At 73.3% G+C, this 25,419-nt stretch carries 22 protein-coding genes and 1 tRNA gene; 18 read left to right on the top strand and 5 right to left on the bottom strand.

Going from position 1 to position 25,419, the window contains the following annotated elements; translation table 11 throughout:
• Positions 1–15: 15 nt before the first annotated feature.
• Positions 16–609, bottom strand: coding sequence for a 5-formyltetrahydrofolate cyclo-ligase (locus tag C2142_RS15690; RefSeq protein WP_148644811.1), 594 nt, complete (start codon positions 607–609; stop codon positions 16–18).
• Between the two features lie 75 nt (positions 610–684).
• Here C2142_RS15690 and C2142_RS15685 point away from each other — a divergent pair, with 75 nt between their 5' ends.
• The 8 genes from C2142_RS15685 to C2142_RS15650 all read left to right on the top strand — a co-directional run bounded on the left by C2142_RS15685 (position 685) and on the right by C2142_RS15650 (position 7,004).
• The gene (locus tag C2142_RS15685; RefSeq protein WP_148643217.1) at positions 685–1,593 is read left to right on the top strand and encodes a GGDEF domain-containing protein; all 909 of its coding nucleotides are present in this window, start codon (positions 685–687) and stop codon (positions 1,591–1,593) included.
• Positions 1,594–1,606: 13 nt separating this feature from the next.
• Complete coding sequence (gene galU / locus C2142_RS15680) at positions 1,607–2,527, top strand: UTP--glucose-1-phosphate uridylyltransferase GalU (protein ID WP_148643216.1); 921 nt, start codon at positions 1,607–1,609, stop codon at positions 2,525–2,527.
• A gap of 25 nt (positions 2,528–2,552) precedes the next feature.
• Positions 2,553–3,905, top strand: coding sequence for a gephyrin-like molybdotransferase Glp (glp, locus tag C2142_RS15675; protein WP_148643215.1), 1,353 nt, complete (start codon positions 2,553–2,555; stop codon positions 3,903–3,905).
• Positions 3,906–4,012: 107 nt separating this feature from the next.
• On the top strand, positions 4,013–4,513 hold the full coding sequence (moaC, locus tag C2142_RS15670) for a cyclic pyranopterin monophosphate synthase MoaC (protein ID WP_148643214.1): 501 nt from the start codon (positions 4,013–4,015) through the stop codon (positions 4,511–4,513).
• Positions 4,510–5,028, top strand: coding sequence for a MogA/MoaB family molybdenum cofactor biosynthesis protein (locus C2142_RS15665; protein ID WP_148643213.1), 519 nt, complete (start codon positions 4,510–4,512; stop codon positions 5,026–5,028). The genes moaC and C2142_RS15665 overlap by 4 nt, the downstream gene beginning before the upstream one ends.
• Positions 5,025–5,651 carry a GNAT family protein gene (locus tag C2142_RS15660; protein ID WP_148643212.1) on the top strand — a complete coding sequence of 209 codons (627 nt, stop codon included), beginning with the start codon at positions 5,025–5,027 and terminating at the stop codon, positions 5,649–5,651. Before C2142_RS15665 ends, C2142_RS15660 begins: the two co-directional genes overlap by 4 nt.
• A 150-nt stretch (positions 5,652–5,801) precedes the next feature.
• Complete coding sequence (gene glpR / locus C2142_RS15655) at positions 5,802–6,848, top strand: gephyrin-like molybdotransferase receptor GlpR (RefSeq protein WP_148643211.1); 1,047 nt, start codon at positions 5,802–5,804, stop codon at positions 6,846–6,848.
• A gap of 82 nt (positions 6,849–6,930) precedes the next feature.
• Positions 6,931–7,004, top strand: a tRNA-Ala gene (locus tag C2142_RS15650).
• 258 nt (positions 7,005–7,262) lie between these two features.
• On the opposite strand, the gene C2142_RS15645 is transcribed toward C2142_RS15650, so the two are convergent.
• Positions 7,263–8,138 (bottom strand): peptidase, encoded by an 876-nt coding sequence (locus C2142_RS15645; RefSeq protein ID WP_148643210.1) that lies wholly within the window; start codon positions 8,136–8,138, stop codon positions 7,263–7,265.
• A gap of 2 nt (positions 8,139–8,140) precedes the next feature.
• Positions 8,141–9,460 (bottom strand): VWA domain-containing protein, encoded by a 1,320-nt coding sequence (locus C2142_RS15640; RefSeq protein ID WP_241002605.1) that lies wholly within the window; start codon positions 9,458–9,460, stop codon positions 8,141–8,143.
• Between the two features lie 319 nt (positions 9,461–9,779).
• On the opposite strand from C2142_RS15640, the gene C2142_RS15635 reads away from it, so the two are divergent.
• The 5 genes from C2142_RS15635 to C2142_RS15615 all read left to right on the top strand — a co-directional run bounded on the left by C2142_RS15635 (position 9,780) and on the right by C2142_RS15615 (position 16,575).
• Positions 9,780–10,292, top strand: a complete 513-nt coding sequence (locus C2142_RS15635; RefSeq protein ID WP_148643208.1) for a DUF1269 domain-containing protein — start codon at positions 9,780–9,782, stop codon at positions 10,290–10,292.
• Between the two features lie 127 nt (positions 10,293–10,419).
• Entirely contained in the window at positions 10,420–11,769 is a 1,350-nt protein-coding gene (locus C2142_RS15630; protein WP_241002604.1) for an FtsW/RodA/SpoVE family cell cycle protein, read from the top strand.
• The gene (locus C2142_RS15625) at positions 11,769–13,289 is read left to right on the top strand and encodes a penicillin-binding transpeptidase domain-containing protein (RefSeq protein ID WP_148643207.1); all 1,521 of its coding nucleotides are present in this window, start codon (positions 11,769–11,771) and stop codon (positions 13,287–13,289) included. Before C2142_RS15630 ends, C2142_RS15625 begins: the two co-directional genes overlap by 1 nt.
• A gap of 249 nt (positions 13,290–13,538) precedes the next feature.
• Positions 13,539–15,038, top strand: coding sequence for an amino acid permease (locus C2142_RS15620; protein WP_241002603.1), 1,500 nt, complete (start codon positions 13,539–13,541; stop codon positions 15,036–15,038).
• A 289-nt stretch (positions 15,039–15,327) separates the two neighbouring features.
• The gene (locus C2142_RS15615; protein WP_148643206.1) at positions 15,328–16,575 is read left to right on the top strand and encodes a glycosyltransferase 87 family protein; all 1,248 of its coding nucleotides are present in this window, start codon (positions 15,328–15,330) and stop codon (positions 16,573–16,575) included.
• Positions 16,576–16,655: 80 nt separating this feature from the next.
• On the opposite strand, the gene C2142_RS15610 is transcribed toward C2142_RS15615, so the two are convergent.
• Together C2142_RS15610 and C2142_RS15605 are read right to left on the bottom strand one after the other, a co-directional pair.
• Positions 16,656–18,422, bottom strand: a complete 1,767-nt coding sequence (locus tag C2142_RS15610; protein WP_148643205.1) for a penicillin-binding transpeptidase domain-containing protein — start codon at positions 18,420–18,422, stop codon at positions 16,656–16,658.
• Positions 18,423–18,586: 164 nt separating this feature from the next.
• Complete coding sequence (locus C2142_RS15605) at positions 18,587–20,257, bottom strand: phospholipid carrier-dependent glycosyltransferase (protein WP_241003204.1); 1,671 nt, start codon at positions 20,255–20,257, stop codon at positions 18,587–18,589.
• A 262-nt stretch (positions 20,258–20,519) separates the two neighbouring features.
• Between C2142_RS15605 and rsmI the strand changes: the two genes are divergently transcribed.
• The 5 genes from rsmI (at position 20,520) to C2142_RS15580 (ending at position 25,392) form a co-directional block, all read left to right on the top strand.
• Positions 20,520–21,377 (top strand): 16S rRNA (cytidine(1402)-2'-O)-methyltransferase, encoded by an 858-nt coding sequence (gene rsmI, locus C2142_RS15600; RefSeq protein WP_148643203.1) that lies wholly within the window; start codon positions 20,520–20,522, stop codon positions 21,375–21,377.
• 236 nt (positions 21,378–21,613) lie between these two features.
• Positions 21,614–22,051, top strand: a complete 438-nt coding sequence (locus C2142_RS15595) for a hypothetical protein (RefSeq protein WP_241002602.1) — start codon at positions 21,614–21,616, stop codon at positions 22,049–22,051.
• Between the two features lie 137 nt (positions 22,052–22,188).
• Complete coding sequence (gene metG / locus C2142_RS15590) at positions 22,189–23,829, top strand: methionine--tRNA ligase (RefSeq protein WP_148643202.1); 1,641 nt, start codon at positions 22,189–22,191, stop codon at positions 23,827–23,829.
• Positions 23,829–24,707 (top strand): TatD family hydrolase, encoded by an 879-nt coding sequence (locus C2142_RS15585; RefSeq protein WP_148643201.1) that lies wholly within the window; start codon positions 23,829–23,831, stop codon positions 24,705–24,707. Before metG ends, C2142_RS15585 begins: the two co-directional genes overlap by 1 nt.
• A gap of 85 nt (positions 24,708–24,792) precedes the next feature.
• Positions 24,793–25,392, top strand: coding sequence for a Uma2 family endonuclease (locus C2142_RS15580; RefSeq protein ID WP_148643200.1), 600 nt, complete (start codon positions 24,793–24,795; stop codon positions 25,390–25,392).
• The last annotated feature ends 27 nt before the right edge of the window (positions 25,393–25,419 follow it).

Below are 25,419 nucleotides of genomic sequence, written 5' to 3'. Positions count from 1 at the left end.
GCGGGGCCGCGGCCGTTACCGGCCCGGCGCGCCCGCGCCGAGGCGGTGCAGCCCCGACGGCGTGAGCGCCACGTCCACCGGCAGGTCGTGCGGCTCGGCCGGCACGCTCGCCAGCAGCTCGTGCTCGTACAGCAGCACCGCCAGCAGCGGCCGTACGCCGGCCCGCCCCAGCCGGGCCAGCACCCGGTCGTACGAGCCGCCGCCCCGGCCCAGCCGCAGCCCCTGCCGGTCCACCGCCAGGCCCGGCAGCAGCACCAGCTCCGCCCCGGTCACCGCCTCCGGCCCGAGCCGGCCGCCGACCGGCTCCAGCAGCCCGCGCCCGGCCGGGGCCAGCGCCCCGGGGCCCTCGTACGCGGCCCAGTCCAGGTCGTTGTCGGCCAGCAGCACCGGCAGCAGCACCCGCACCCCGCGCGCCAGCAGCGCGTCCAGCAGCGGCCGGGTGCCCGGCTCGGCGCCGACCGAGACGTAGGCGGCCACCGTGGCACCCGGCGCGGCCAGCTCCCCGGCGTGCCCGGCCAGCTCCTTCGCGGCCGCCTCGCGGACCTCCGGTGCCAGTGCGCGCCGCTGCGACAACAGCCGTGTCCTCAGCGCGCTCTTCTCGTTGTGCATGGGATCCTCCACGGCTCGATCCTCCCCAGCTCTGTGCGGGCGACGCCCAGAGCCTGACACGCGGAAGGCACCCCGATGTCCACCCCGCTGCTGGTCCAGGCCCTGGCCGCGCTGAGTGCCCCCGCGCTGGCCGGCGCCACCGCGCTCGGACTGCGACAGCGCCGCCGCGACCGGGGCGCGGCCGCCCGCGAGGCCGGGCTGCGCGAGCGCGTCGCCGGACTGGAGGCCCGCTGCGCCGAGCTGGAGCGCACCGCCTCCTGCGACCCGCTCACCGGCGTCTGGAACTACCGGCACCTCCAGCTCACCCTGGACGGGGAGATCGAGCGGGCCCGCCGCGCCGAGCAGGCCGAGCAGCAGGACGGGCCGCGCCCGGTGGCCCTGCTGCTGCTGGAGATCGCGGGCTTCGAGGCGGTCGTCGCCGAGCACGGCCGGGCCCGGGCCAACGCCGTGCTGCGCGACCTCGCCCAGCGGCTCGGCATGGAGATCCGCCGCTCGGACACGTTCGGCCGGTACAGCGGCGAGGAGTTCATGGTCGTGCTGCCGGACACCGGCGCGCAGGGTGCCGCGCAGGTCGCCGAGCGGCTGGTCTGGTCGGTCCGCCGCCACCTGCTGCTGGACTGGTCCTCCGGCCCGCGCGAGGACCGCCGCCCGCACGGCAACGGGCTGACCGCCGCCGTCGGCGTCGCGGTGCTGCCGGAGGACGGCACGCACGCCGCCGTGCTGCTCCGGGCCGCCGACCGGGCCCTGGCCGAGGCCCGGGCGGCCGGTGGGGACTGCTGGCGCGGAACGCTCTCCCCGCGGTCGCACGGCCGTCCCACCGCCGAGCACGAGCGTTCGGGAAAGGCGGGTAGTCTGTCGGCCTGTGCCGGTGGGGACACCCTCGCCTCTCCCGTCACCCCACCTCTGCCTGCCATCGTGGCCGGGCCCAGCAACGTGCTGTCACCACCGGTCCACCGCGCTCGGCCAGGCGTAAACATGCCTTAGTAAGGTAAATCGCATGACGACGACCAGCTCTCGACCGCCGGTAACCAAGGCCGTGGTCCCCGCCGCCGGACTGGGTACCCGCTTCCTCCCGGCGACCAAGGCCACTCCGAAGGAGATGCTGCCGGTCGTCGACAAGCCGGCGATCCAGTACGTCGTCGAGGAGGCCGCCGCCGCCGGGCTGTCCGACATACTGATGGTCACCGGCCGCAACAAGCGCGCCCTCGAGGACCACTTCGACCGCGCCTACGAGCTGGAGGAGCTGCTCGCCCGCAAGGGCGACCAGGACCGCCTGCGCCGGGTCCGCGAGTCCGTCGACCTGGCCAACATGCACTACGTCCGCCAGGGCGACCCCAAGGGCCTCGGCCACGCCGTCTCGGTCGCCGAGCAGCACGTCGCCGGCCAGCCCTTCGCCGTCCTGCTCGGTGACGACCTGATCGACCCGCGCGACCCGCTGCTCGCCCGCATGATCGAGGTCCAGCAGGAGCTCGGCGGCTCGGTCGTCGCGCTGATGGAGGTCGACCCCTCCCAGATCCACCTCTACGGCTGCGCCGCCGTCAAGGCCAACGGCTTCGGCGAGGACGTCTTCCAGGTGACCGACCTGGTCGAGAAGCCCGAGACCGCCGAGGCCCCCTCGAACTACGCCGTCATCGGCCGCTACGTCCTCGACCCCTCGGTCTTCGACGTGCTGCGCGAGACCCCGCCCGGCCGCGGCGGTGAGATCCAGCTCACCGACGCCCTGCGCGAGCTGACCACCCGCGCCCCGGAGACCGGCGGCCAGGTGTACGGCGTCCTCTTCAAGGGCCGCCGCTACGACACCGGTGACCGCTCGGACTACCTGCGCGCTATCGTCCGACTGGCCTCCGAGCGCGAGGACCTCGGCCCGGAGTTCCGCTCCTGGCTCCGGGAGTTCGTCGCCTCCGAGCTCCAGGACTGACCGACGACAGAGAGCGAGTGAGCCGATGACCGGGTCCACGGAGGGCAACACCACCCCCGCCGCCTGCTGCGGGGGACCCGCGGACCCGGCACCGGCCGCTCGCTCCGGTGGGCTCTGGACGGTCGACGAGCACCTCGCCGACGTCCTGGCCGCCGTCGGCCCGCTGCCCGCGATCGAGCTCCAGCTGCTCGACGCCCAGGGCTGCCGGCTCGACGAGGACGTCCTGGCCGACGGCGACCTGCCGCCCTTCGACAACAGCTCGATGGACGGCTACGCGCTCCGCACCGCCGACACCGCCGGCGCCACCGCCGAGTACCCCTCGGCCCTCGCCGTGGTCGGGGACATCGCCGCCGGCGCCGGCGACCTGCCGAAGGTCGGCCCGGGCCAGGCCGCCCGCATCATGACCGGCGCCCCCGTCCCGCCCGGCGCCCAGGCCGTCGCCCCGGCCGAGTGGACCGACGGCGGCAGCGGCAGCGGGCAGGCCGCCGACGCGATGGCCGCCGCCGTCGAGGACGAGGAGGTCCGGGTGCTGCGCCCGGTCTCCGAGGGCGCCCACATCCGCCGCCGCGGCAGCGACGTCGCCGCCGGCTCGCGGGTACTGGAGGCAGGCACCCGGCTCGGCCCCGCCCAGCTCGGCCTGCTCGCCGCGATCGGCCGGGCCACCGTGAAGGTCCGTCCGCGCCCGCGCGTGGTGGTCCTCTCCACCGGCAGCGAGCTGGTCCAGCCCGGCGAGCCGGTCGGCCCCGGCCAGATCTCCGACTCCAACAGCTTCACCCTCACCGCCGCGGCGCGGGACGCCGGCGCCATCGCCTACCGCGTCGGCGGCGTGCCCGACGACGCGGCGCGGCTGCGCGCCGTCCTGGAGGACCAGCTCGGCCGGGCCGACCTGATCGTCACCAGCGGCGGCGTCAGCGTCGGCGCGTACGACGTGGTCAAGGAGGTCTTCGAGTCCTACGGCGGGGTGGACTTCCGCCGGCTGCGGATGCAGCCCGGCAAGCCGCAGGGCTTCGGCCGGATCGGCGCCGGGGCCGACGGCTCCGGCGTGCCGCTGATGGCCCTGCCCGGCAACCCGGTCAGCGCCTACATCTCCTTCGAGCTGTTCGTCCGCCCGGTGATCCGCACCATGCTCGGCGCCGCCGACGTCCACCGCCCGGTGGTCCGGGCGCTCTGCCGGTCGGCGCTGCGCTCGCCCGCCGGCCGTCGGCAGTTCCTGCGCGGCCGGTACGACGCCGCGGCCGGCGTGGTCGAGCCGGTGGGCGGGGCCGGGTCCCACCTGGTCGGCGCGCTGGCCCGGGCGGACTGCCTGATCACCGTCCCCGAGGACGTCACCGAGCTGCCCGCCGGCAGCGAGGTGGACGTCGTCCTGCTCGGCGGCTGACCGGCCGGCGCGGCGGGCCGTCCCGCGGACACGGCCCGTCCCACGCCCCGGCCGGGACGGGGGGTACGGTAGCGCGGTATTCGACCTGCGCGCCCCCTGGAGCACCCGTGAGCACCTCACCCCCCGGCGACCGCCTCACCCACGTCGACGACCAGGGCGCGGCCCGGATGGTCGACGTCTCGGAGAAGGCCACCACCGCGCGCACCGCCGTCGCGGCCGGCCGGGTCCGGGTCTCCCCGCGCGTGGTCGAGCTGCTGCGCGGCGAGGGCGTGCCCAAGGGCGACGCCCTTGCCGTCGCCCGGATCGCCGGGATCATGGGCGCCAAGAAGACCCCGGACCTCATTCCGCTCTGCCACCCGATCGCGGTCTCCGGGGTCACGGTGGACCTCTCCGTCGCCGACGACGCGGTCGAGATCACCGCGACCGTGAAGACCGCCGACCGCACCGGCGTCGAGATGGAAGCGCTCACCGCCGTCGCGGTGGCCGGCCTCACCGTGATCGACATGGTCAAGGCCGTCGACAAGAGCGCCACCATCGAGGCCGTCCGGGTGCTCAGCAAGACCGGTGGCAAGAGCGGCGACTGGTTCACCCCGGAGGCGGGCGCGTGAGCGCGTCGGCCGGGCGGGCGCTCGCCGTCACCGTCTCCAACCGGGCCTCGGCCGGCGTCTACGAGGACAAGGGCGGCCCGCTGCTGGTGGCCGGCCTGCGCGCGATGGGCTTCACCGCCGACGGCCCCCGGGTCGTCCCGGACGGCGAACCGGTCGAGGCGGCCCTGCGGGAGGCCGTCGCGGCCGGCTACGACGTGGTGCTGACCACCGGCGGCACCGGCATCTCCCCGATGGACCTCACTCCCGAGATGACCGCCCGTGTCATCGACCGGCAGGTCCCCGGCATCGCCGAGGCCATCCGGGCCCAGGGCCGCGTGAAGGTCCCGACCTCCGCGCTCTCCCGCGGACTGGCCGGCCTCGCCGGACGTACCCTGATCGTCAACCTGCCGGGCTCGACCGGCGGCGTCAAGGACGGCCTGGCCGTCCTGGAGCCGCTGCTCGCCCACGCCGTCGACCAGCTCGGCGGCGGGGACCACCCCCGGCCCGACGCACCTGACTCCGGGAGAGCGCACTGAACGCCGGCTGGCCGGTAGAGCTCCACGAGGGGGAGGTCGTGCTGCGCCCGATCCGGGCCCGCGACCAGCGCGAGTGGCAGGAGGTCAGCCGGCGCAACCGGGACTGGCTGCGCCGCTGGGAGGCCACCGTGCCGCCCGGCCCGGCCGACCAGGGCGCCGGCCCTCGGCCGACCTACCGGCAGATGGTCCGGTTCCTGCGCGGCGAGGCCTCGGCCGGCCGGATGCTGCCCTTCGTCGTGCTCTACAAGGGGCAGCTGGTCGGCCAGCTGACCGTGGGCGGGATCACCTGGGGCTCGATGTGCTCGGCCAACGTCGGCTACTGGATCGACGAGGCGGTGGCCGGCCGGGGCATCATGCCGGCCGCGGTGGCGCTTTCGGTGGACCACTGTTTCCGCACCCTCGGGCTCCACCGGATCGAGGTCTGCATCCGTCCCGAGAACGGCCCGAGCCGGCGCGTGGTGGAAAAGCTCGGTTTCCGCTCGGAGGGAATGCGGCCCCGCTATCTGCACATCGACGGCGACTGGCGGGACCACCTGGTGTACGCGCTCACCGCCGAGGAGGTCCCCGAGGGGATGCTGGAGCGCTGGCGGGCGATCAGTTCCGGCAGGCGTCCGGGTAATTGAATATATGTTCGAAAGAAATATCGATATGGCATCGGCGTGGCGACGGACGGGCACAAATACCGGCAAAATAGTCGGAGAATCAGCTTGATCACACGACACGCCGTGCCAAATTGCTGCCAGGCCTTCCCCGGCGCCCGTACGGTGTGAAACGTGAGCAGTAGCGGCCTTATCTACGCCGTCATCGTAGGGGCCTGGGCCGCCTATCTCGTGCCGATGTGGCTCCGCAGGCAGGACGAGCTCAACGAGGCGCGCCCGACGGAACGCTTCAGCACCGCCATCCGCCTGCTGGCCGGGCGTTCGGCGCTGGAGCGGCGGGCATCCCGGGCCCTGGGCGACGAACCGCGTGACGACGAGCAGAGCAAGGACGGCCCTCCCGGACGGGACGAGGCCGCCTCCGGCGACCCCGGGAACACCCCGGCGGACGGCGAGGCGGGAGCCCCGGCGGACGGCCCGGCCGAACACCCCGTGGAGCCCCCCGCGGGGCACACGGCCGAGCGGACCGCCGAGGAGACCGCCGAGCGGCGGGCCGGGGCCGAGCGCCGGGCCCGGCTGCTGGCCCGGCGGCGCCGGATGGTCAGCGTCCTCTTCCTGGCGTTCGCGTTCGGCGCGGTCGTCGCGGCGGTGGCAGGTCTGGCCTTCCTCTGGGTCCCGGCCGTGCCGGCCGTCTTCCTCACCCTCTACATCGGCCACCTGCGGAGGCTGGAGCGCCTGCGGTACGAGGTGAAGCTCGACCGCGCCCGGGCGGCCCAGGCCGCCGAGCGGCTGCGCAAGCGCGAGCAGCGGCGCGCCGAGGCCCGGCCGGCCGAGGAGCCGCTGCCGGACGCCCCCGAGGAGCCCGTCCGCGCCCGCCCCCACCTGCGGCTCGCCACCGACCCGGACCAGGCCGACCCCGCGCCGGCCGCCACCACCGGTGCGGCCTCGGCCTCGGCCGTGGCGGAGGCGACCGAGCACGAGGAGTGGGTCGACGGCATGCGCGAGCGCGGTGCGGCCGGCCCGGACTCCTGGGAGCCCGTCCCCGTCCCGCTGCCGACCTACGTCACCGCCCCGGTGGCCCCCCGGGTCACCCGCGGCCTCGACCTGTCGGCCCCGGGAACCTGGACGGCCGGCCGCCCCACCGAGGCCCGCACCACGCCGCTCTTCGACCAGTACGCCGAAGCGCAGGCCCCCGAGACCCGCCCCCGCGCGGCCAACGAATGACCGCGCCGGGACGCCGGCCGGGACGGCGTCCCGGGGGGTGGTCACGAGCCCCCTCGGAAAGGTGCTAAAGTTTCTTCTCGTTGGGGCTGTGGCGCAGTCCGGTAGCGCACCTCGTTCGCATCGAGGGGGTCAGGGGTTCGAATCCCCTCAGCTCCACCCAACAGGAAGTCCCGCCCGATCATCAGATCGGGCGGGACTTCTGCGTTGTGGGGGAAAGGATGCCGGACGAGGGCTCAGGCGACTTCGGCGGGGCTCCGGTTGGGCGGTGTGACGATGATCACTCGGGTATGCCGGCCGCCGCGCAGGGTGCGTGGTGGACGCAGTCGTGGCCGGTGGCGCCCTCGGCGGCGAAACGGCCGGGGGCCGGCCGGGGCGGGTGCTCCGGCCGGCCCCCGGGGGGTGGGGCGGGGTCCGTCAGGGCTGGCCGGAGCCCGCGTACGGGCCCGGCTGCGGGGCCCCGGCCTGCGGCGGCACGCTGCCGTAGCGGGCCGGACGGTGGCCGCGCGGGTGGCGGGTGAGGGTGTAGCCCGCGACGCCTGCCAGGGCGGCCAGGGCGCCGCCGGCCAGGGTCCAGAACCAGCGGGTGTTCCAGCCGGAGAACCAGCCGGTGTACCAGTGCTCCTCGGGCTCCTCGGGTGTGGCCGCCTTGGCGGTCGCGGCGCCGCCTCCCGCCGGCGGGACGAGCGGGGCCTTGAGGTTGCCGCCCTCCGGCTGGGCGTTGTCCGCGTCGCCCTTGGCGGCGACGTGCAGCTGGACGGAGGCGGCGAGGCCGAGGTCGGGCTGCGGGACGTCGGAGACCGACAGGCGGACGTAGTAGGTGCCGGGCAGCGGGTCGCCGGACCACGGCTCGGCCCAGGACCGGACCTCGCGCAGGGTGCAGCTCAGCGCGAGCGAGGCCGCGGCGGGCTCGGCGGTCGCGTTCTGGGTGCCGGCGGTGCAGGACTGGCGGCGGCGCAGCCCGTCGAACACCTCGACGCTCCAGCTCTGCGGGCCGTGGCGGTCGGCCGAGGGCGCCAGGTTGACGGTCAGGCCGACCGTCGGCGTCTGGCCCTCGGAGGCGCCGAACGCCCAGTACAGGTAGTCGCCGGTGGAGGCGGAGACGTTGGCGTCCTGGCCGGCGGCGAGGTTGATGGCGGTCAGGAAGGACGTCCCGGCCTTGGTGACCGGTGCCGGGGTGCCGCTCGCGCCCGCCGTCGGGGACGGCGAGGCGGCGGAGGCAGCCGGGGCCGCGACCACGAGGGCCGGGAGCAGGGCGAGACCGGCCAGGGCGGTACGGAAAGAGGTGCGCATGGTCAGTTCTCCCGCCAGACAGCGATCCGCCAGCGTGCGATCCAGCCGAAGATCAGGCCGGTGAGCAGGCCGGCCAGGGTGAGCACCAGCAGCAGGATCCAGCCGCGGCCGAGACCCATCGCCGGGCCGTCCGGGGCGGGCGAGGCGGCGGCCAGGTCGACCGTCAGCTCCAGCGGCAGGCCGGGCTCCGCCTGGACGCCGGGCTGGGCGGCCAGCGAGTTGCTGACGACCAGGCAGACGGTCGTCTCCGGCTTGCCGCTGGGCGAGGCGGACGGCGTCGCCGACGCGTAGCCCTTGGAGTCGCCGGTGGACCAGCGCAGGCCGGCGGAGACCACGTCGGTCCGGCCGCTGCCGGCGTCGGTGCCGCGGACCAGCTCCTGGCCGGTGGCGCTGGTGGCCTGGAGCAGGACGCCGTAGTCGCGGGCCACGGCCCGGTCCACGGAGACGCTGACGGAGGCGCGCAGCTCCTGTCCGGCCTTGACCGGGACGCGGTAGACGCGGTGCTCGGAGAACTTCTCCCGGTCGCTGTAGACGCCGGGGGTCAGGACGGGGGCGCTCTCGCACTTGTCGGTGCCCGCGGTCTTGACCGGCGTCACGGTGTAGGTGTCGTTGGAGCGGTCGACCAGCTGCTTCACCTTGTCGGTGAGCTGCTCCTGGGTGCGCACGTCGGTGTAGGTGCCGCCGGTCGCGTTGGCGATGCAGAGCAGCTGCTGGCGGGTCTTGTCGTCGTGCGCCAGGCCCAGGGTGTCGACCACCAGGTGGATGCCCTGGGCGGCCAGCTCGCGGGCCACGTCGCACGGGTCCGGCGGGGCGCAGGAGTCCTCGCCGTCGGTGATCAGCACCACCCGTCGGGTGGTCTCGCCCTTGCCGAGGTCCTGGGCGGCGCCGCGCAGGGCGAGGCCGATCGGGGTCCAGCCGGTCGGGCGCAGGGTCGCGACGGCGGTCTTGGCCTCGACCTTGTTGGTCTTGCCGACCGGGAACAGCTGCTTGGTGTCCTGGCAGCCCTGGGCCTTGTCGTCGCCGGGATAGTTGGCGCCCAGGGTGCGGATGCCGAACTCGGTTTCCGCGGGAAGGGCGTCGATCACCTCGTTGAGGGATTGCTGGGCCACCGCGATGCGGCTCTTGCCCTGGATGTCGGTGGCCCGCATGGAGCCACTGACGTCCAGGACGAGGTCGACCCGGGGGGCTTCCTTGCCGGCGGCGGCGCCGGCTGATGGTTCGTCGGCATGGGCGGGCAGGCCGCTGAGCAGCGCACCGCCTGTTATCGCCAGGGCGGCCAGCAGGCTGCCGAGCCTGGCCTTCGGTCGTCGTCCGGTAGTCACCCGGCAGATCCTAGGGATCATCAGTTCGCCGTGGCCAACGAGGTCCGGTGCGCGGCCGGCCGGGAACCGGCGTGAACTCCCGGGCGCCGGTGGGTGATCGGACGCCGGGCGCGGGCTGGTGCGCCCGGTGGGGTGGCGGCGGCGTGCGGGGGCCGTTTCCGGGCGGGCTCGGGGAGATCTACGGGTAATCCGGAACACACCGGGTGGAAGAGCCAATACATATGGATAGTGCTCGTTAGGGTGACGAACGGGTCATGGGTGCTTCCGTGACGGTGCGCCCTCCCGGCCGGTACGTCCGACTGATTGGAAGGACCAGCACGTGAGCAACCTCTTCGCGATCGCCTACCCGGATCTGGCCACCGCCCGGGCGGTGCGCAACGAGGCGGTCGGACTGCAGAAGCGGAAGCTGATCGACCTGGAGGACGCGGTCGTCGTCGAGCGCCGCGAGGACGGCCGGATCAAGCTGCACCAGCAGGTCAGCACCACGGGCGCGGGAGCCGCCTCCGGGGCGCTCTGGGGCGGGGTGATCGGCCTGCTGTTCTTCATGCCGTTCCTCGGCGCGGCGGTCGGCGGTGCCACGGGCGCCGCGGTGGGCGCCTCCACCGACATCGGGGTGGACGACAACTTCATGCGCGAGGTCGGCGAGCACCTCCAGCCGGGCACCGCCGCCGTCTTCCTGCTGGTCCGCAAGGCCACTGCGGACAAGGTCCTCCCGGCACTGGCCCGTTACGGGGGGAAGATCATCCAGACCTCGCTCTCCGCCGCGGCGGAGGCCGAGCTGAAGGCGACCGTCGAGGCGTCCCGGCCACAGCCCGCTCCGGTCTCCGCCTGAGCCGCCGGCCTCCTGACCAGCCGCTCACGTCGGGGCGGACGGGCGCTGCCGCCCGTCCGCCCCGATCGCCGTCCTCCGACGGCCCCGCCCCCGCACCACCACCGCAGCAGGGACACCAGGACGGTCCGTGGCGACATCCTCCGCCGTGACGAGAGGCTCCGGCCGGCTGCGCCGGACGGTGCCGACCCGGCGCAACACCGAGCTCGTGCTGGTCCTGGCCGCCGTGCTGACCGCCGTCTACGGCTACGCCGAGGTCGGCGTCAACATCGACGGCACGGTGCCCGCCGACGCGGCCGAGTACGGTGGCGCGCTCGGCGTGCTCGCACTGCTGGCACACGCCGCGGTCCGCTGGAAGGCGCCGTACGCCGACCCGCTGCTGCTGCCGATCGGCGTGCTGCTCAACGGGATCGGCCTGGTCGTCATCTACCGCCTGGACCGGGCCACGGGGGGCGGCGGCGCGGCGCCCACCCAGCTGCTCTGGTCCACTCTCGGGGTGGGCCTGTTCATCGCCGTCGTCCTGCTGCTGCGCGACCACAAGCGGCTGCAGCGCTACGCGTACATCGGCGCGCTGGTGGCCCTGGTGCTGCTGGTGCTGCCGGTCTTCTTCCCGCCGGTGTACGGGTCGCGGATCTGGATCACGATCGGGCCGCTCTCCTTCCAGCCGGGGGAGTTCGCCAAGATCCTGCTGGCGGTCTTCTTCGCCGCCTACCTGGCGGTGCACCGGGACGCGCTGGCGCTGACCGGCCGCCGGGTCCTCCGGTTCCAGCTGCCGCGCGGGCGGGTGCTCGGACCGGTGCTGCTGATCTGGGCGGCCTTCGTCGGCGTCCTCGTCCTGGAGACCGACCTCGGCACCTCGCTGCTCTTCTTCGGCCTCTTCGTGGTGATGCTCTATGTGGCCACCGCGCGCAGCGGCTGGATCGCGATCGGGCTGTTCCTGGCCGCAGTGGCGGCGGTCGGGGTCGGCCGGCTCTCGCCGCACGTGCACAGCCGGGTCGGCGACTGGCTGGACCCGCTCGGCTCGATCGCCGCCGGCCGGGGCGCCAACCAGATCGCCCAGTCGTTGTTCGCCTTCGCCTGGGGAGGTGAGCTGGGCACCGGACTCGGCAACGGGCACTCCGTACTGATCGGCTTCGCCGCCAAGTCCGACTTCATCCTGGCCACCATCGGCGAGGAGCTCGGCCTGACCGGGCTGACGGCGGTCCTCCTGCTGTACGCCCTGCTGGTCTCCCGGGGGTTCAGGACCGGCATCGCGCTGCGGGACCCGTTCGGACGGCTGCTGGCGATCGGGCTGGCCGCGATCGTCGGCCTCCAGGTGTTCGTGGTGGCCGGAGGGGTGCTGGACCTCATCCCGCTGACCGGGATGACGCTGCCGTTCGTCGCACAGGGCGGCTCCTCGGTGGTGACCAACTGGATCATCGTCGCGCTGCTGGTGCGCATGAGTGACCTCGCGCGGCGGCCGGTGGCGGGGGAGGCCTGATGGCGCTGAACGGGGGAGAGGGCCGCGGCAGGGGCAACGGGCCGCAGGGCCTGCCCGGGATCTCGGTCACCGGGCGCCGGGCGGGCACCTTCTGCCTGCTGCTGATCGTGGCGCTCTGCGTCCAGGCCACCCGGGTACAGGTGTTCCGGGCCGAGGAGCTGAACCGCAACGAGGCCAACCAGCGGCTCACCATCGAGCGCTACTCCCAGCCGCGCGGCAACATCCGGGTCGGCGCCGACAGCATCACCGGCTCCGAGCCGACCGGCGGCCGGTACGACTACAAGCGCACCTACACCGACGGGCCGCTGTACGCGGCCGTCACCGGGTACTCCTCCCAGGCGTACGGCAACACCCAGCTGGAGGGGACCGAGGACGACCTGCTCTCCGGCACCGACAGCCGGCTGGCGAGCTGGGCCGTCTGGGACGCCATCGCCCGGAAGCAGAACCCCGGCGGCGACGTCCACACCACCATCGACCGGGCGGCCCAGCAGGCCGCGGTGCGCGGGCTCGGGGACCAGAAGGGCGCGGTCGCCGCGATCGAGCCCGCCACCGGCCGGATCCTGGCGCTGGCCAGCACCCCCTCGTACGACCCGGGGAGCTTCGCCGGTTCCTCCGCCGCCGACCAGGAGGCCTGGAACAGGCTCCAGGCCGACCCCGACCAGCCGATGCTCAACCGGGCGCTGCGCCAGACCTACCCGCCCGGTTCGACCTTCAAGGTGGTCACCGCGGCGGCCGCGCTGCAGAACGGCGTGGTCAGCGACATCGACGCGCCGACCGACGCGCCCTACCCGTACGTGATGCCGGGGACCACCACGCCGCTGGTCAACGACACGACGGCCTGCGACGAGCCCGGGCAGTCGCTGGACACCGCCATGGTCCACAGCTGCAACAGCACCATGGGCTACCTCGGGGTGCAGGTCGGGCTGGAGGGGATGGTCTCGACGGCCGAGGCCTTCGGCTTCAACGACGCGAGGCTGGACGTCCCCGTCCGCCCGGCGCGCTCCAACTTCGACACCAGCATGAACCCGTCCCAGCTGGCGCTCTCCTCGATCGGCCAGTTCGACACCGCGGCCACCCCGCTGGTGATGGCGATGGTCGCGGCCGGGGCCGCCAACAACGGCACCGTGATGCATCCACAGCTTGTGGACAGGCTGACCAGGAGCGACGGCACCACCGTGCAGTTGATGCGGCCGGAGGCCTACCGGCAGGCGATGAGCCCGGCGGTGGCCGGGCAGGTGCGGAAGCTGATGACCGACGTGGTGGAGAACGGCACCGGGCGCAGCGCCCGGATCGGCGGCGCGGAGGTCGGCGGCAAGACCGGCACCGCCCAGCACGGGGTGGACAACTCCGGGACGCCGTACGCCTGGTTCATCTCGTGGGCCCGGCCGGCCGGCTCGGACGCCGTACCGCCGGTGGCCGTCGCCGTGGTGATCGCGGACAGCGACGCCACGGACGTCACGGGCGGCGGCCTGGCCGCCCCGGTCGCCCGCTCGGTGATGCAGGCCGTCCTGGGGCGCTGAGCGCGAGGAAGACGGTCCTGACCTGCGGCTTAGCCGCCCGGTGGAAGATCCGCCGTTTGCGAAGTGTCCGGTTTGTACATGCTGATGCGACGATTCGTACAATGCGCGCGGTGTGACTGTTCGTTTGCGACACTGGTGCTTTCGCGGGGTACTGTCCCATGTTTGTTCGGTTGGTCCTTGATGTCACCCCACGGCGTCTCGAGTGGCCGGCCGCTAGGACACCCTCCCCCGCCTAGAAGGAACGTCGTTTTGGCCAGCAACACCCTCGGCGCGCGTCTGCTGCGACGCAAGCCCGTCTCCACCCTGATCGCCGAGAGCGAGGGCCACGACGCCCTCCCCGCCGGTGCGCCCGAGGAGGGCGGACGCTCCGGCATCCACCTGCGGCGTTCGATCGGCCTCTGGCAGCTGTCCTCGATCGGCATCGGCGCCACCATCGGCACCGGCATCTTCTTCGTCCTCAGCGCCGCGGTGCCGTCGGCGGGCCCGGCCGTGATCCTGTCCTTCGTGATCGCCGCGGTCACCGCCGGCCTCACCGCGCTCTGCTACGCCGAGATGGCGTCCGCGATCCCGGTCTCCGGCTCCTCGTACTCGTACGCCTACGCCACCCTCGGCGAGGGCGTCGCGTTCGCGGTCGGCATCTGCCTGCTGATGGAGTACGGCGTCTCCGCCTCCGCGATCGCGGTGAGCTGGGCCGAGTACCTGAACAAGTTCCTCGACCTGGCCTTCGGGGCGAAGATCCCCGAGGCGCTCTCCGGCGCGCCGGACGGCACCCACTGGTTCAACCTGCCGGCGCTGATCCTGGTCGCGATGGTCTGCTTCCTGCTGATCCGCGGCGTGAGCGAGTCGGTGAAGGTCAACGCGGCCATGGTGGGCATCAAGATCCTCATCCTGCTGCTCTTCATCGGCGTCGCCCTGACCGGCTTCCACTCCGGCAACCTGACCCCGTTCATGCCGCTCGGCATCGGCGGCGTCCAGGTCGCGGCCTCCAGCATCTTCTTCTCGTTCATCGGCCTGGACGCCGTGTCCACCGCCGGGGAGGAGGTCAAGAACCCGCGCCGGACCCTGCCGCTGGCGATCATCATCTCGCTGGTCGTGGTCACCCTGCTGTACATCCTGGTCGCCCTGGCCGGCATCGGCGCCCAGCCCTGGCAGAAGTTCGACGGCCAGGAGGCCGGCCTCGCCCAGATCCTGCAGGACATCACCGGCCAGAGCTGGCCCGCGATGGTCTTCGCGATCGGCGCGATCATCTCGATCTTCTCCATCACCCTCGTGGTGATCTACGGCCAGACCCGCATCCTGTACTCGATGGGCCGCGACGGCATGCTGCCCAAGCGCTTCGCCCAGCTCTCGCCGCGCACCGGCACCCCGGTCTGGAACACCCTCGTGGTCGGCGTCGGCGTCGGCGCGCTGGCCGCCTTCATCCCGCTGGAGAAGCTGGCCGACATCACCAGCCTCGGCACGCTGATCGCGTTCTCGGTGGTCTCCATCGGCGTGATCATCCTGCGCCGCACCCAGCCCGACCTGCCGCGCGGCTTCAAGGTGCCCGGCTACCCGGTCGTCCCGCTGGTCAGCGTCGCCTTCTGCATCTACCTGATCACCGGCCTGCACGCCGACACCTTCGAGGCCGGCGGCGTCGCCCTCGCGATCGCCGTCGCCGTCTATTTCGGCTACAGCATCAAGCACTCCAAGCTGGAGCGCGCCGAGCAGCCCGCCGTGGCCGACGCCCCGGCCGACACCAAGGCCGGCTGAGCATCGCGGACACCCGTGGACGGGGCCGCCGGACGGTGACGACACCCCGGCGGCCCCGTTCGTCCCTGGGGACACTCGCTCCGCGGACATGGCGACAGGGCCCGGCCCCCACCCATAACCTTCCACCATGGTGAGCACCCGCACGCCCGGCCACACCCGCCCGCGCGGCCGCTTCACCGGCCGTGGCGGGGCGTCCGTCCCGCCCGCAGCGGCCGGACCACCGACCGGACGCGACCGATCGCGCCGCCGCCTTCCCGCCCCGCCGTTCCCCCGTCAGCGTGGTGACGGCATGCCTCCGCCACCGCCCGATCGGCTGAACCCGGCCCGGCTCGCCTCGCTGCGCCGCGTCCAGTTCCTCGGCTGCCTGATCGCCGCCGGCTGGGCCGCGGCCTTCCCGCTCGTCTCCGACCTGCCCAACCAGCGGCTGTGGGGCACCGTCGCGGCCCCGGCCTACGTCCTCGCCGGGCTGTTCTGCCTGGTCCTGCCGCGCCGGTTCGCGGCCCGTGCGGCGGCCGGGGCCGCCCTCCTGGGCGCCGTCCTGGTGCCCCTCGCGCTGCTGGCCCTGCAGGGCCGCCACCAGTCCGAGGTGATGGTGGTCGAGCGCTCGGCCCACCTGCTGCTCACCACCGGCAGCCCGTACCTGCCGCACCCGGTGGTGGTCACCGACTACAACCCCTACCTGCCGGCCATGACCCTGTTCGGGATGCCGCGCGCCCTGGTGGGCAACGGCAACCCGGTGGCGCAGGTGGCCGGGGACGCCCGGATCTGGTTCGCGCTGGCCTTCCTGGCCTGTCTGCTGGCCAGCTGGCGGCTGCTGCGGCCCTCCCGGGACCGCGCCCCGCTGCTGCCGCTGGCCGTGCTCACCGCCTCGCCGCTGATCGCGCTCGCACTGGTGGTCGGCGGGGTGGACCTGCCGTTGATCGGGGTCTGTTGCCTGGCGATGGCACTGGCCGAGCGGGACCGCACCATCGGGGCCGGGCTGGTCCTGGCGCTGGCCTGCACCCTGAAGTGGACGGCCTGGCCGGCGCTGCCGGTGGCCGTGCTGCTGCTCTGGCGGCTGTACGGGCGGCGGCCCGCCGCCCGGGCCGGGCTGACCGCGCTGGGCACGGGCCTGGCGGTGATCCTGCCCTCCGCGCTGGCCCGGGCGGACGCGCTGCGCGAGCAGGTGGTGCGGTTCCCGCTGGGGCTGACCGCTATCCAGACGCCGGCCGGCAGCCCGCTGCCCGGCAAGGTGCTGGCCGGGTTCGGGCCGACGGGGCACACCGTCTCGCTGGTGCTGATGACGGTCGGCGGGCTGGGGGTGGCGATCTGGCTGGTGGCCCGGCCGCCGGTCTCCGCCATAGCCGCCGCCGACCTGCTGGCCGCGGGGCTGGCGATCGCGTTCATGCTGGCGCCGGCCGGGCGGTTCGGGTACCTGGCGCTGCCGGTGGTGCTGCTGATCTGGCCGCGGCTGGCGGCCCGGCGGTGGAGCGGGCGCAGGCCCGTTCCGGCGGGCTGCCTGCTGGCCCGGCCGGAGCCGGTCCTGCCCCGGGGCTGACCGGGGCAGGACCAAGCCGGACGGGCAGGACCAGGCAGGACCGAGCCGGACCAGGCAGGACGGGCAGGGCGGGGCCGGGGTCAGCGGTTGCCGGCCGCCTTGATGACGGAGGCGACGGCCGGACCGGCCGCGTCGGCGCCGTGGCCGCCGCCCTGGACCTCGGCGGCGATGGCCAGGTTGCCCCGGTAGGCGGTGAACCAGCTGTTGGTGGTCTCGACGCCGGTGGCCTCCGCCGAGCCGGTCTTGGCGCCCGCGTTGTCCGAGATCCCGTTCATCACGGCCTTGGCGGTGCCGTCCTTGGCGGTGGCCGCCATCATCGCCTTCAGCTTGGCGTCGGCGTCCGGGGAGAGGGTGCGGGCGGCCTTCTGCTGCGGCAGGTCGGCGACCAGGATCGGCTGCTTGAACTCGCCGCTCTGCACGGTGGCCGTGATCGAGGCGATGGCCAGCGGGTTCATCTGGATCTTGCCCTGGCCGATGGACTGCATGGCCTGCTCGTCCTTGTTGGCGCCCGGGTCCGGCACCCGGCCGTCGGTGTTCGGCAGGCCGGTCTTCCACTCCAGGCCGATGCCGTAGATGTCCTTGGCGGTGGAGGTCAGCCCGCCCGGCTTGATGCTGGCCAGGCCCTGGTCGATGAAGGCGGTGTTGCAGGAGATCATGAAGTCCTGCTGGAGCGTGTTGGTCGGGTAGGCGTCCGGGAAGGAGTTCGGGATCGCCTTCGGGTTGCTGCTCTTCACCGGGCACGGGACCACGGTGTCCGGGTTGACGCCCGCCTCCAGCAGGGCCGTCGAAGTGACGATCTTCATCGTCGAGCCGGGGGCCAGCAGGCCGAGGAAGGCCCGGTTCTGGCCGGTGGCGGGCGCGTTGGCGAACGCCAGCACCTGGCCGGTGCTCGGCTCGATGGCGACGATCGAACCCTGCTTGCCGCCGAGGTCGGTCATCGCCTTCTCGGCGGCGGCCTGGAGCCCGTTGTCGATGGTCACCTTGAACGGCTTGGCCGGCTTGGGCTCGACGATGGTGAACAGCTTGTCGGTGGCGCCCTTGCCGTCCGCGGTGGAGATGACCACACCGCTGCCCGCGTCGCTCTGGTCCTGGGCCGGCTGGAGCTTGCGGGCGTTGTCCTGGAGGGTGGCGAGCAGCGTCGGGGTGAGCGAGGCGCCCTGCAGCGCCTTGCCGTTGCGGTCGACCACGTTGCCGGGCGGGGCGAAGACCGGCTGGGTGGAGATCACCTCGCCCGCGCCCAGGTGCGGGTGGATCACCGACGGCGCCCAGTGCACGGCCGGGGTGTTGTCGCTCATCTTCACGACACTCAGGAAGCCGAGGTAGTCCCACACCCGGTTGGTGCCCTCGAACTCGGCCCGGGCCTTGAAGCCCATCAGCACGCCTGCCGGGGCCGGGGAGGCCGGGGCGGAGGCGGACGGCGAGTCGGTGCCCGCCGCGGACGGCGTCGCCGCGGCGGAGGGCGAGCCGGTGGGCTTGGCACCGGGCGAGGGGGTGCCCGTCGCGGAGGCGAACGCGGCGGCGGTGGCCGGGCCGGACGGCGCGAGGGTCAGCCCGCTCGGCTTCACCTGGTCCTTGAAGGCGGTCAGCGCGGTGGTCGCCGCCGCCGGGTCGTCGGTCAGCCCGGCCGCCTTGGCGAGGTCACCGGCGGCCCAGGCCTCCAGGAAGTCCTTGGCACCGGCCGTCGCCTGCTCGGCGCTGGGAGGCTCGGCCACCACCGTGCGGGCCTTCTTGCCCTGCGGTGCGTCCGAGTCCGAGCCGCCGACGAGGCTGTACGCCCCGTACCCGCCGCCCGCGAGCACGGCGAGGGACACGCCGGTGATGATGCCGATCTTCGCGCCACTGCGCATGGTGCTCTTCCCCCAAGGGTCTGGCGACTGGCCGCTGCCGGAGGTGGCCGGAAAGCGCGTTCGGTCCTCAGCCTAGGCAGAGGTTTTCCGTGCGCCGACGAAATGCCCGGGTCTTGTGACGGATCTGGTACGTGTTGCGCACCACCCCGCCACGGTCCCCGCGCTCAGATCCAGGTGTTGAACCACATCCGCCTGCGCCAGTCGTCCATCGGAATCGTCTCCCCCGTGAACAGGGGGTAGAAGAAGAGAAAGTTCCACACGATCAGCAGCACCAGGAGGCCGGCCGCCGTCGAGCCGATGATCCGGCGGTCCCGGGACGCCCCGGGCGGGCCGATCAGGGCGCCGACCAGCATGGTGACCGCGAGCACCAGGAACGGCACGAAGGCCACCGCGTAGAAGAGGAAGATCGTCCGCTGCTGGTAGGCGAACCAGGGCAGGTAGCCCGCGGCCAGGCCGCAGAGCACGGCGCCGGCCCGCCAGTCCCGCCGGGCGGCCCAGCGCCAGAGGCAGTACACCAGCGCCACCACGCCGGTCCACCAGAGCAGCGGGGTGCCGATGCCCAGCACCTCGCGGGCGCACTCGCTCACGGTGCAGCCGGCCTGGCCCTGCTTGGGGGACTCGTAGAAGAAGGAGACCGGGCGGCCCACCACCAGCCAGCTCCACGGGTTGGACTGGTAGGTGTGCGGGTCGCTCAGGTGGGTGTGGAACTCGTAGACCGTCGAGTGGTAGTGCCAGAGCGCCCGCAGGCCCTCCGGTATCCAGCCGTAGTCGCTGTCCCGGCCGACCGCCCAGTCCCGGCCGTAGCCGCCCTTGCCGGGGACCGTGCTGCTGGCGAACCAGCCCCACCAGGAGGTGACGTAGACGACCACGGAGACCACGACGACCGATACGAAGGCCGGCACGACGTCCCGGACCAGCGTCCACAGGTACGGCCGGCCCGCCCCCGCCAGGCGGCGCGCGCCCGCGTCCCAGAGCACCGTCAGCACGCCGAACGCGGCCGCCACGTAGAGGCCGCTCCACTTGGTCGCGCAGGTCAGGCCGACGCAGACGCCGGCCGCGATCCGGTACGGGCGCCAGCCCAGGTTCAGCCGCTGGGCGGCCGCCGCGTCGGCGACGCCGACGAGCCGTTCGGCGATCCGGGCCCGGGTGCGGTCACGGTCCAGCAGCAGGAAGCCGAAGGCGGCGAGGATCCAGAACATCACCACCAGGTCCAGCAGGGCCGACCGGCTGAGCACGAAGTGCAGGCCGTCCACGGAGAGCAGCAGCCCGGCCACGCAGCCCAGCAGGGTCGAGCGGAACAGCCGGCGGGCGATCCGGGCCACCATCAGGACGGAGAGCGTGCCGAGCAGTGCCACCGCGAACCGCCAGCCGAACGGGTTCATGCCGAACAGCTGCTCGCCGAAGCCGATGATCCACTTGCCGACCGGCGGATGGACCACGTAGCTCGGGTCCGGCCGGTAGGGCACCGGCGCGCCCGCGATGATCTGCTCGTTGGCGCCGTCCGGCCAGCTGATCTCGTAGCCGCCGTGCCAGAGCGCGTAGGCGTCCTTGGCGTAGTACGTCTCGTCGAAGATGACCGCGTTCGGCTGCCCGAGGCCGCTGAACCGCAGGAGCCCGGCGAACAGCGCCACCACGAGCGGGCCGATCCAGCCCGCCCAGCGGCAGAGCCAGGACCAGAGGGCCTCCGGCAGGGCTATGCCGAGCCGCAGCAGCAGCGGCGAGGGCGCGACCCGGTCCGGCGTCACCCCCGGGCCGTCCGGCATCGGCGGCACCAGCCGCTCGGCGAGCGGGGCCTGCGGCGGCGGCGCGTAGCCGTACCGGGACAGGCCGGACAGCCAGGCCGGACGCCCGGACCGCGGCTGCCCGGGCCGGGGAGCGCGCGGGGACGGGACGGCGGGGGACGGCTGGTCCGTCAGGACAGGCACGCCGACGCCACCCTGCGTGCTGTGGTCTGTACCAGTAGGCGTCTCTGCCGCCGTGTCGCCGTTCATCCGCCACATCGTAGGGGCGGTTCCCACCAGGGGAACGGCTCCCTCCGAAGCTGCCCGAATCGTCACCAAAAGCACCGGGGGCGCCGTTGCTGGAAGGATGGGGCACGTGACAGGAGTACTGGTACTGGCAGGCACCCCCATCGGCGACGTCTCGGACGCCCCGCCCCGGCTGCTCAACGAGCTCGCCACCGCGGACGTGATCGCGGCCGAGGACACCCGGCGGCTGCGCCGCCTCACCCAGGCGCTCGGGGTGACCCCGGCCGGGCGGGTCGTCTCCTACTTCGAGGGCAACGAGGTCGGCCGCACCCCCGAACTGGTCGAGGCGCTGCTCGGCGGAGCCCGGGTGCTGCTGGTCACCGACGCCGGGATGCCCTCGGTCTCCGACCCCGGCTACCGGCTGGTGGCCGCCGCCGTCGCCGCCGACGTCAAGGTGACCGCGGTGCCCGGGCCGTCCGCCGTCCTCACCGCGCTGGCGCTCTCCGGCCTGCCGGTGGACCGCTTCACCTTCGAGGGCTTCCTGCCACGCAAGACCGGTGACCGGGCCCGCCAGCTCGCCACCGTCGCCGCCGAGCCGCGCACCATGGTCTTCTTCGAGGCCCCGCACCGGATCGCGGAGGCGCTGGCGGCGATGGCCGAGGCGTTCGGCGCGGACCGGCCCGCCGCCGTCTGCCGCGAACTGACCAAGACCTACGAGGAGGTCAAGCGCGGCCCGATCGGCGAGCTGGCCGCTTGGGCGGCCGACGGCGTCAAGGGCGAGATCACCGTGGTCGTCGCGGGCGCCCCGCCGGCCGCCCCGCAGGAGCTGACCCCGGCCGAGCTGGCCCGCCTGGTGGCCGTCCGGGAGGAGGCCGGCGAGCGGCGCAAGGAGGCCATCGCGGCCGTCGCGGCCGAGCTCGCGCTGCCCAAGCGGGACGTCTTCGACGCCGTGGTCGCGGCCAAGAACGCGGCGGTGGCGAAGCCCTGAACACCGGGGGTGCCGCGGTCTGCGAGGACGCGTACCTTGGAGAGAAGGCCCCGGGTAAACACCCTTTGAGCTGAAGCTTTGGCCGTGGTTTGGGGAGCGGACCCACCCTTTCGTATAGGGATCCCCAATCCGCGTCCAAGACTTCACAAGACGGGCATCGGCCGGGGCGTTCCGGGCATTTCCTGGTTTGGAAAGACCCAGCCGGGCGAGCGTCCGGCGGGCGCTGGGAGACGGCTATGAGCGAGACGATCGGTAGCCCTCGTGGTGGTAACGCGCTGAGCGACCCCGGCCTGACCGGCCGGCCGCACTCTCCCGTGGAGACCGTCCGGGAGGCCTACTCCTTCGCGTGCCTGAGCTGCGGGTACGGCTGGGAGCAGGCGTACGACATCGAGCACCACGTGGCCCGGGACGGGCACGTCGCGTTCGAGTACCACGCCAACGGTGTCCGGGTGCCGTCCCCGCTGCTCAAGCCGACCTGCCCGGGGTGCGGTGGCCACACCGTCCGGATCATGCGCGAGGGCCGGGTGACCGTCGCCGACCAGCCCTGGCACCACGCCCCCGGCTTCTCGGCGCACGCCGAGCCCGCCGGGGCCCCGGCGGCCGCCCCCGCGGACGCGGGCGAGCCCCGGCCGCGCGGGCGCCTGGCCCGGCTCTGGTCGCGGCTGACGGGCTGACCACCTCGGTGGCGACGGGCTGACCACCCCCGTGGTGGCGGGGCCGTCCGGGAGGTGGCGGGACCGCCGGTGACGGGGCCGCACGCCGGGGAAACCCGGTCGAGGGCGGCCCCCGCACGCGATTAAGCTTTCCGACCATGGCGGCCACTGCAGAGCACAGCACCACCGGGGGCACGACCCCGGCGTACTACGTTTCCACCCCGATCTACTACGTCAACGATCGCCCGCACCTGGGCCACGCCTACACCACCGTGGCGGGTGACGTGCTGACCCGCTGGCACCGCCAGCGCGGCGAGAAGGTCTGGTACCTGACCGGCACCGACGAGCACGGCCAGAAGATCCTGCGGACCGCCGAGGCCAACGGGGTCAGCCCGCAGGAGTGGTGCGACAAGCTGGTCGAGGAGGCGTGGAAGCCGCTCTGGCAGCACCTCGACATCGCCAACGACGACTTCATCCGCACCACCCAGCAGCGGCACACCGACCGGGTGCAGGAGTTCGTCCAGGACCTGTACGACAAGGGCGAGATCTACAAGGGCGGCTACTCCGGCCCGTACTGCGTCGGCTGCGAGGAGTACAAGCTCCCGGCCGAGCTGCTCGACGGCGCCACCGAGGGCGAGAAGCTCTGCCCGATCCACAAGAAGCCGGTCGAGTGGCTGGAGGAGGAGAACTACTTCTTCCGCCTCTCCGCCTACGGCCCGAAGCTGCTGGAGTTCTACGCCGCCAACCCCGGCTTCATCGCGCCCGAGTCCGCCCGCAACGAGGTGCTCCGCTTCGTCGAGCAGGGCCTCCAGGACCTCTCGATCTCCCGCTCCACCTTCAACTGGGGCGTGCCGCTGCCCTGGGACGACAAGCACGTCCTGTACGTGTGGGTGGACGCCCTGCAGAACTACATCACCGCCGCCGGCTACGGCAGCGACCCGGAGCGCTTCGCCGAGCTCTGGCCGGCCTCCGTGCACCTGGTCGGGAAGGACATCCTGCGGTTCCACGCCGTGATCTGGCCGGCCATGCTGATGGCCGCGGGCCTGCCGCTGCCCAAGCGGGTCGTCGCCAACGGCTGGCTGATGGTCGGCGGCGAGAAGATGTCCAAGTCCAACCTGACCGGCATCGCGCCCACCGACCTCACCTCGCACTTCGGCGTGGACGCCTACCGCTACTACTTCCTGCGGGCGATCCCGTTCGGCACCGACGGCTCGTTCTCCTGGGAGGACTTCACCGCCCGGTACACCTCCGAGCTGGCCAACGACTTCGGCAACCTGGCCTCCCGGGTGGCGGCCATGGTCGGCAAGTACTTCGACGGGACCCTGCCGGCCTCCGCCGCGCACGGTGACGCCGAGCAGGCCGTCGCCGACGGGCTGGTCAGGGCCGCCGAGACGGCCGACCGGAAGATCGGCGAGGAGCTGGACTTCGCCGGCGGCATCGCCGCGGTCTTCGAGTTCGTCAAGCAGGTCAACGGCTACCTCACCGAGCAGGAGCCCTGGAAGGTCGCCAAGACCGCGTCGTCGGAGGGGGAGGGCTCCGAGGAGGGCCGGGCCCGCCTCGCGACCATCCTCTACACCGCCGCCGAGGCGCTGCGCGCCACCGCCGTCCTGCTCAACCCGGTGATGCCCGCCACCGCCGAGAAGCTCTGGGACTCGCTGGGCGCCGACGCCGCCGGCCTCGGCGCACTGTCCGCGCAGACCATCGCCACCGTGGCGGACTGGGGCCGGCTGCCCGCCGGCGCCACCGTCACCAAGGGCGAGATCCTGTTCCCGCGCCTGGAAGAGAAGCCGGCCTCCTGATGCCGAAGAAGGACGACAACCGGTCGACGCCGCCGCCACTGCCCGCCCCGCTGGCGGTGGCGGTCGCCGACTCGCACACCCACCTGGACATGCAGTCCGGCACCCCCGCCGAGGGCCTGGCGCGCGCGGCGTCGGTCGGCGTCACCACCGTCGTCCAGGTGGGCTGCGACGTGCCCGGCTCGCGCTGGGCCGCCGACCTGGCGGCCCAGTTCGAGCAGGTGCACGCGGCCGTCGCCCTGCACCCCAACGAGGCCCCGCGGATCTACCTCGGCGACCCCGACGGCTGGTCCGGGCAGCAGCGCCCGGCTGGCGGCGCCGCCGCACTGGACGCCGCCCTCGCCGAGATCGACGCGCTCGCCGCACTGCCGCAGGTCCGCGCCGTCGGCGAGACCGGCCTCGACTACTTCCGCACCGGCCCCGAGGGCGTCGAGATCCAGAAGGAGTCGTTCCGCCGCCACATCGAGATGGCCAAGCGGCACGGCAAGGCCCTGGTCATCCACGACCGCGACGCCCACGACGACGTCATCGCCGTCCTGCTGGAGGAGGGCGCCCCCGAGCGGACCGTCTTCCACTGCTACTCCGGCGACGCCGCGATGGCCAAGACCTGCGCCGAGCACGGCTGGTACCTCTCCTTTGCCGGCCCGGTCACCTTCAAGGCCAACCAGCCGCTGCGCGACGCCCTCGCCGCCACCCCGCTCGACCGCGTCCTGGTCGAGACCGACGCCCCCTTCCTCACCCCGCACCCCTACCGCGGCCGCCCCAACGCCCCGTACCTGATCCCGGTCACGGTGCGGTCGATGGCCGACACCCTGGGCCTGCACGAGGACGAGCTCGCCACGGCCATCGCGGCGAACACGGCGAGGGCGTTCGGGTACTGATCCGGCCGAACGGACATCGGTCGAACGGATATCGGGTCACGCTGAAACGATTCGGCACCCTCGCCGTAGTGCGACGCTGGCTAGCATGAGTGCAGTGAGGGAGGTGGCGATGACCGCTGAGCCGATCGACTGGATGCATCCGCCGTCCCAGGGCTGGACGTACGAGCAGGTCAAGGAACTCGACCTGCCGTTCGAATGGGATCTGGTGGACGGAGTGATTGTGGTCCGGGGGCAGACGAACTTCTGGCACGACCAGGTGCGCACCGGGTTGGACCGCGCGCTCTTCGGCGCCCGGGTGGCGCCGTACGCCGTCATCACCGAGCGTTGCGTCCTGGTCGACGAGTACAACCCCGTCAAGCCGGATGTCGTGGTCTTCGACAAGGCCGGCCTGGACGTCTTCGAGCTGGAGTGCCTGCCAATCGAGTCCGTCGCCCTCGCTGTCGAGGTCGTCTCGCACGGTTCCAGGAGCGACGACCGCTTCCGCAAGCCCGGCCAGTACGCCGAGAAGGGGATCCCGTCCTACTGGCGCGTCGAGCGCGGCCTGGACAACCTCCCGATCGTCCACGAGTTCCACCGGGACGAGGAGAAGGGCGTCTACCTGCCCGTCGCCCAGCACGAAGGAGTACTGCGGACCGTGGTGCCCTACCCCGTCGAGATCGACCTCGCGGCCGTCGTCGAACTCTGAGCACCCGCCGCGCCCGTATCCTTGGCG

This window comes from Streptomyces sp. CB01881, assembly GCF_002953255.1.
GTDB lineage: Bacteria > Actinomycetota > Actinomycetes > Streptomycetales > Streptomycetaceae > Kitasatospora.
The sequence above is the reverse complement of the archived record's forward strand: the minus strand, read 5'-3'. Positions and strand labels throughout refer to the sequence as shown.

Bases quoted from the DNA above. Each gene is read 5' to 3' on its own strand.
- C2142_RS15690 (WP_148644811.1), bottom strand. From the start codon at position 609: ATGCACAACGAGAAGAGCGCGCTGAGGACACGGCTGTTGTCGCAGCGG.
- C2142_RS15685 (WP_148643217.1), top strand. From the start codon at position 685: ATGTCCACCCCGCTGCTGGTCCAGGCCCTGGCCGCGCTGAGTGCCCCC.
- galU (WP_148643216.1), top strand. From the start codon at position 1,607: ATGACGACGACCAGCTCTCGACCGCCGGTAACCAAGGCCGTGGTCCCC.
- glp (WP_148643215.1), top strand. From the start codon at position 2,553: ATGACCGGGTCCACGGAGGGCAACACCACCCCCGCCGCCTGCTGCGGG.
- C2142_RS15645 (WP_148643210.1), bottom strand. From the start codon at position 8,138: ATGCGCACCTCTTTCCGTACCGCCCTGGCCGGTCTCGCCCTGCTCCCG.
- C2142_RS15625 (WP_148643207.1), top strand. From the start codon at position 11,769: ATGGCGCTGAACGGGGGAGAGGGCCGCGGCAGGGGCAACGGGCCGCAG.
- C2142_RS15615 (WP_148643206.1), top strand. From the start codon at position 15,328: ATGCCTCCGCCACCGCCCGATCGGCTGAACCCGGCCCGGCTCGCCTCG.
- C2142_RS15610 (WP_148643205.1), bottom strand. From the start codon at position 18,422: ATGCGCAGTGGCGCGAAGATCGGCATCATCACCGGCGTGTCCCTCGCC.
- C2142_RS15595 (WP_241002602.1), top strand. From the start codon at position 21,614: ATGAGCGAGACGATCGGTAGCCCTCGTGGTGGTAACGCGCTGAGCGAC.
- metG (WP_148643202.1), top strand. From the start codon at position 22,189: ATGGCGGCCACTGCAGAGCACAGCACCACCGGGGGCACGACCCCGGCG.
- C2142_RS15585 (WP_148643201.1), top strand. From the start codon at position 23,829: ATGCCGAAGAAGGACGACAACCGGTCGACGCCGCCGCCACTGCCCGCC.
- C2142_RS15580 (WP_148643200.1), top strand. From the start codon at position 24,793: ATGAGTGCAGTGAGGGAGGTGGCGATGACCGCTGAGCCGATCGACTGG.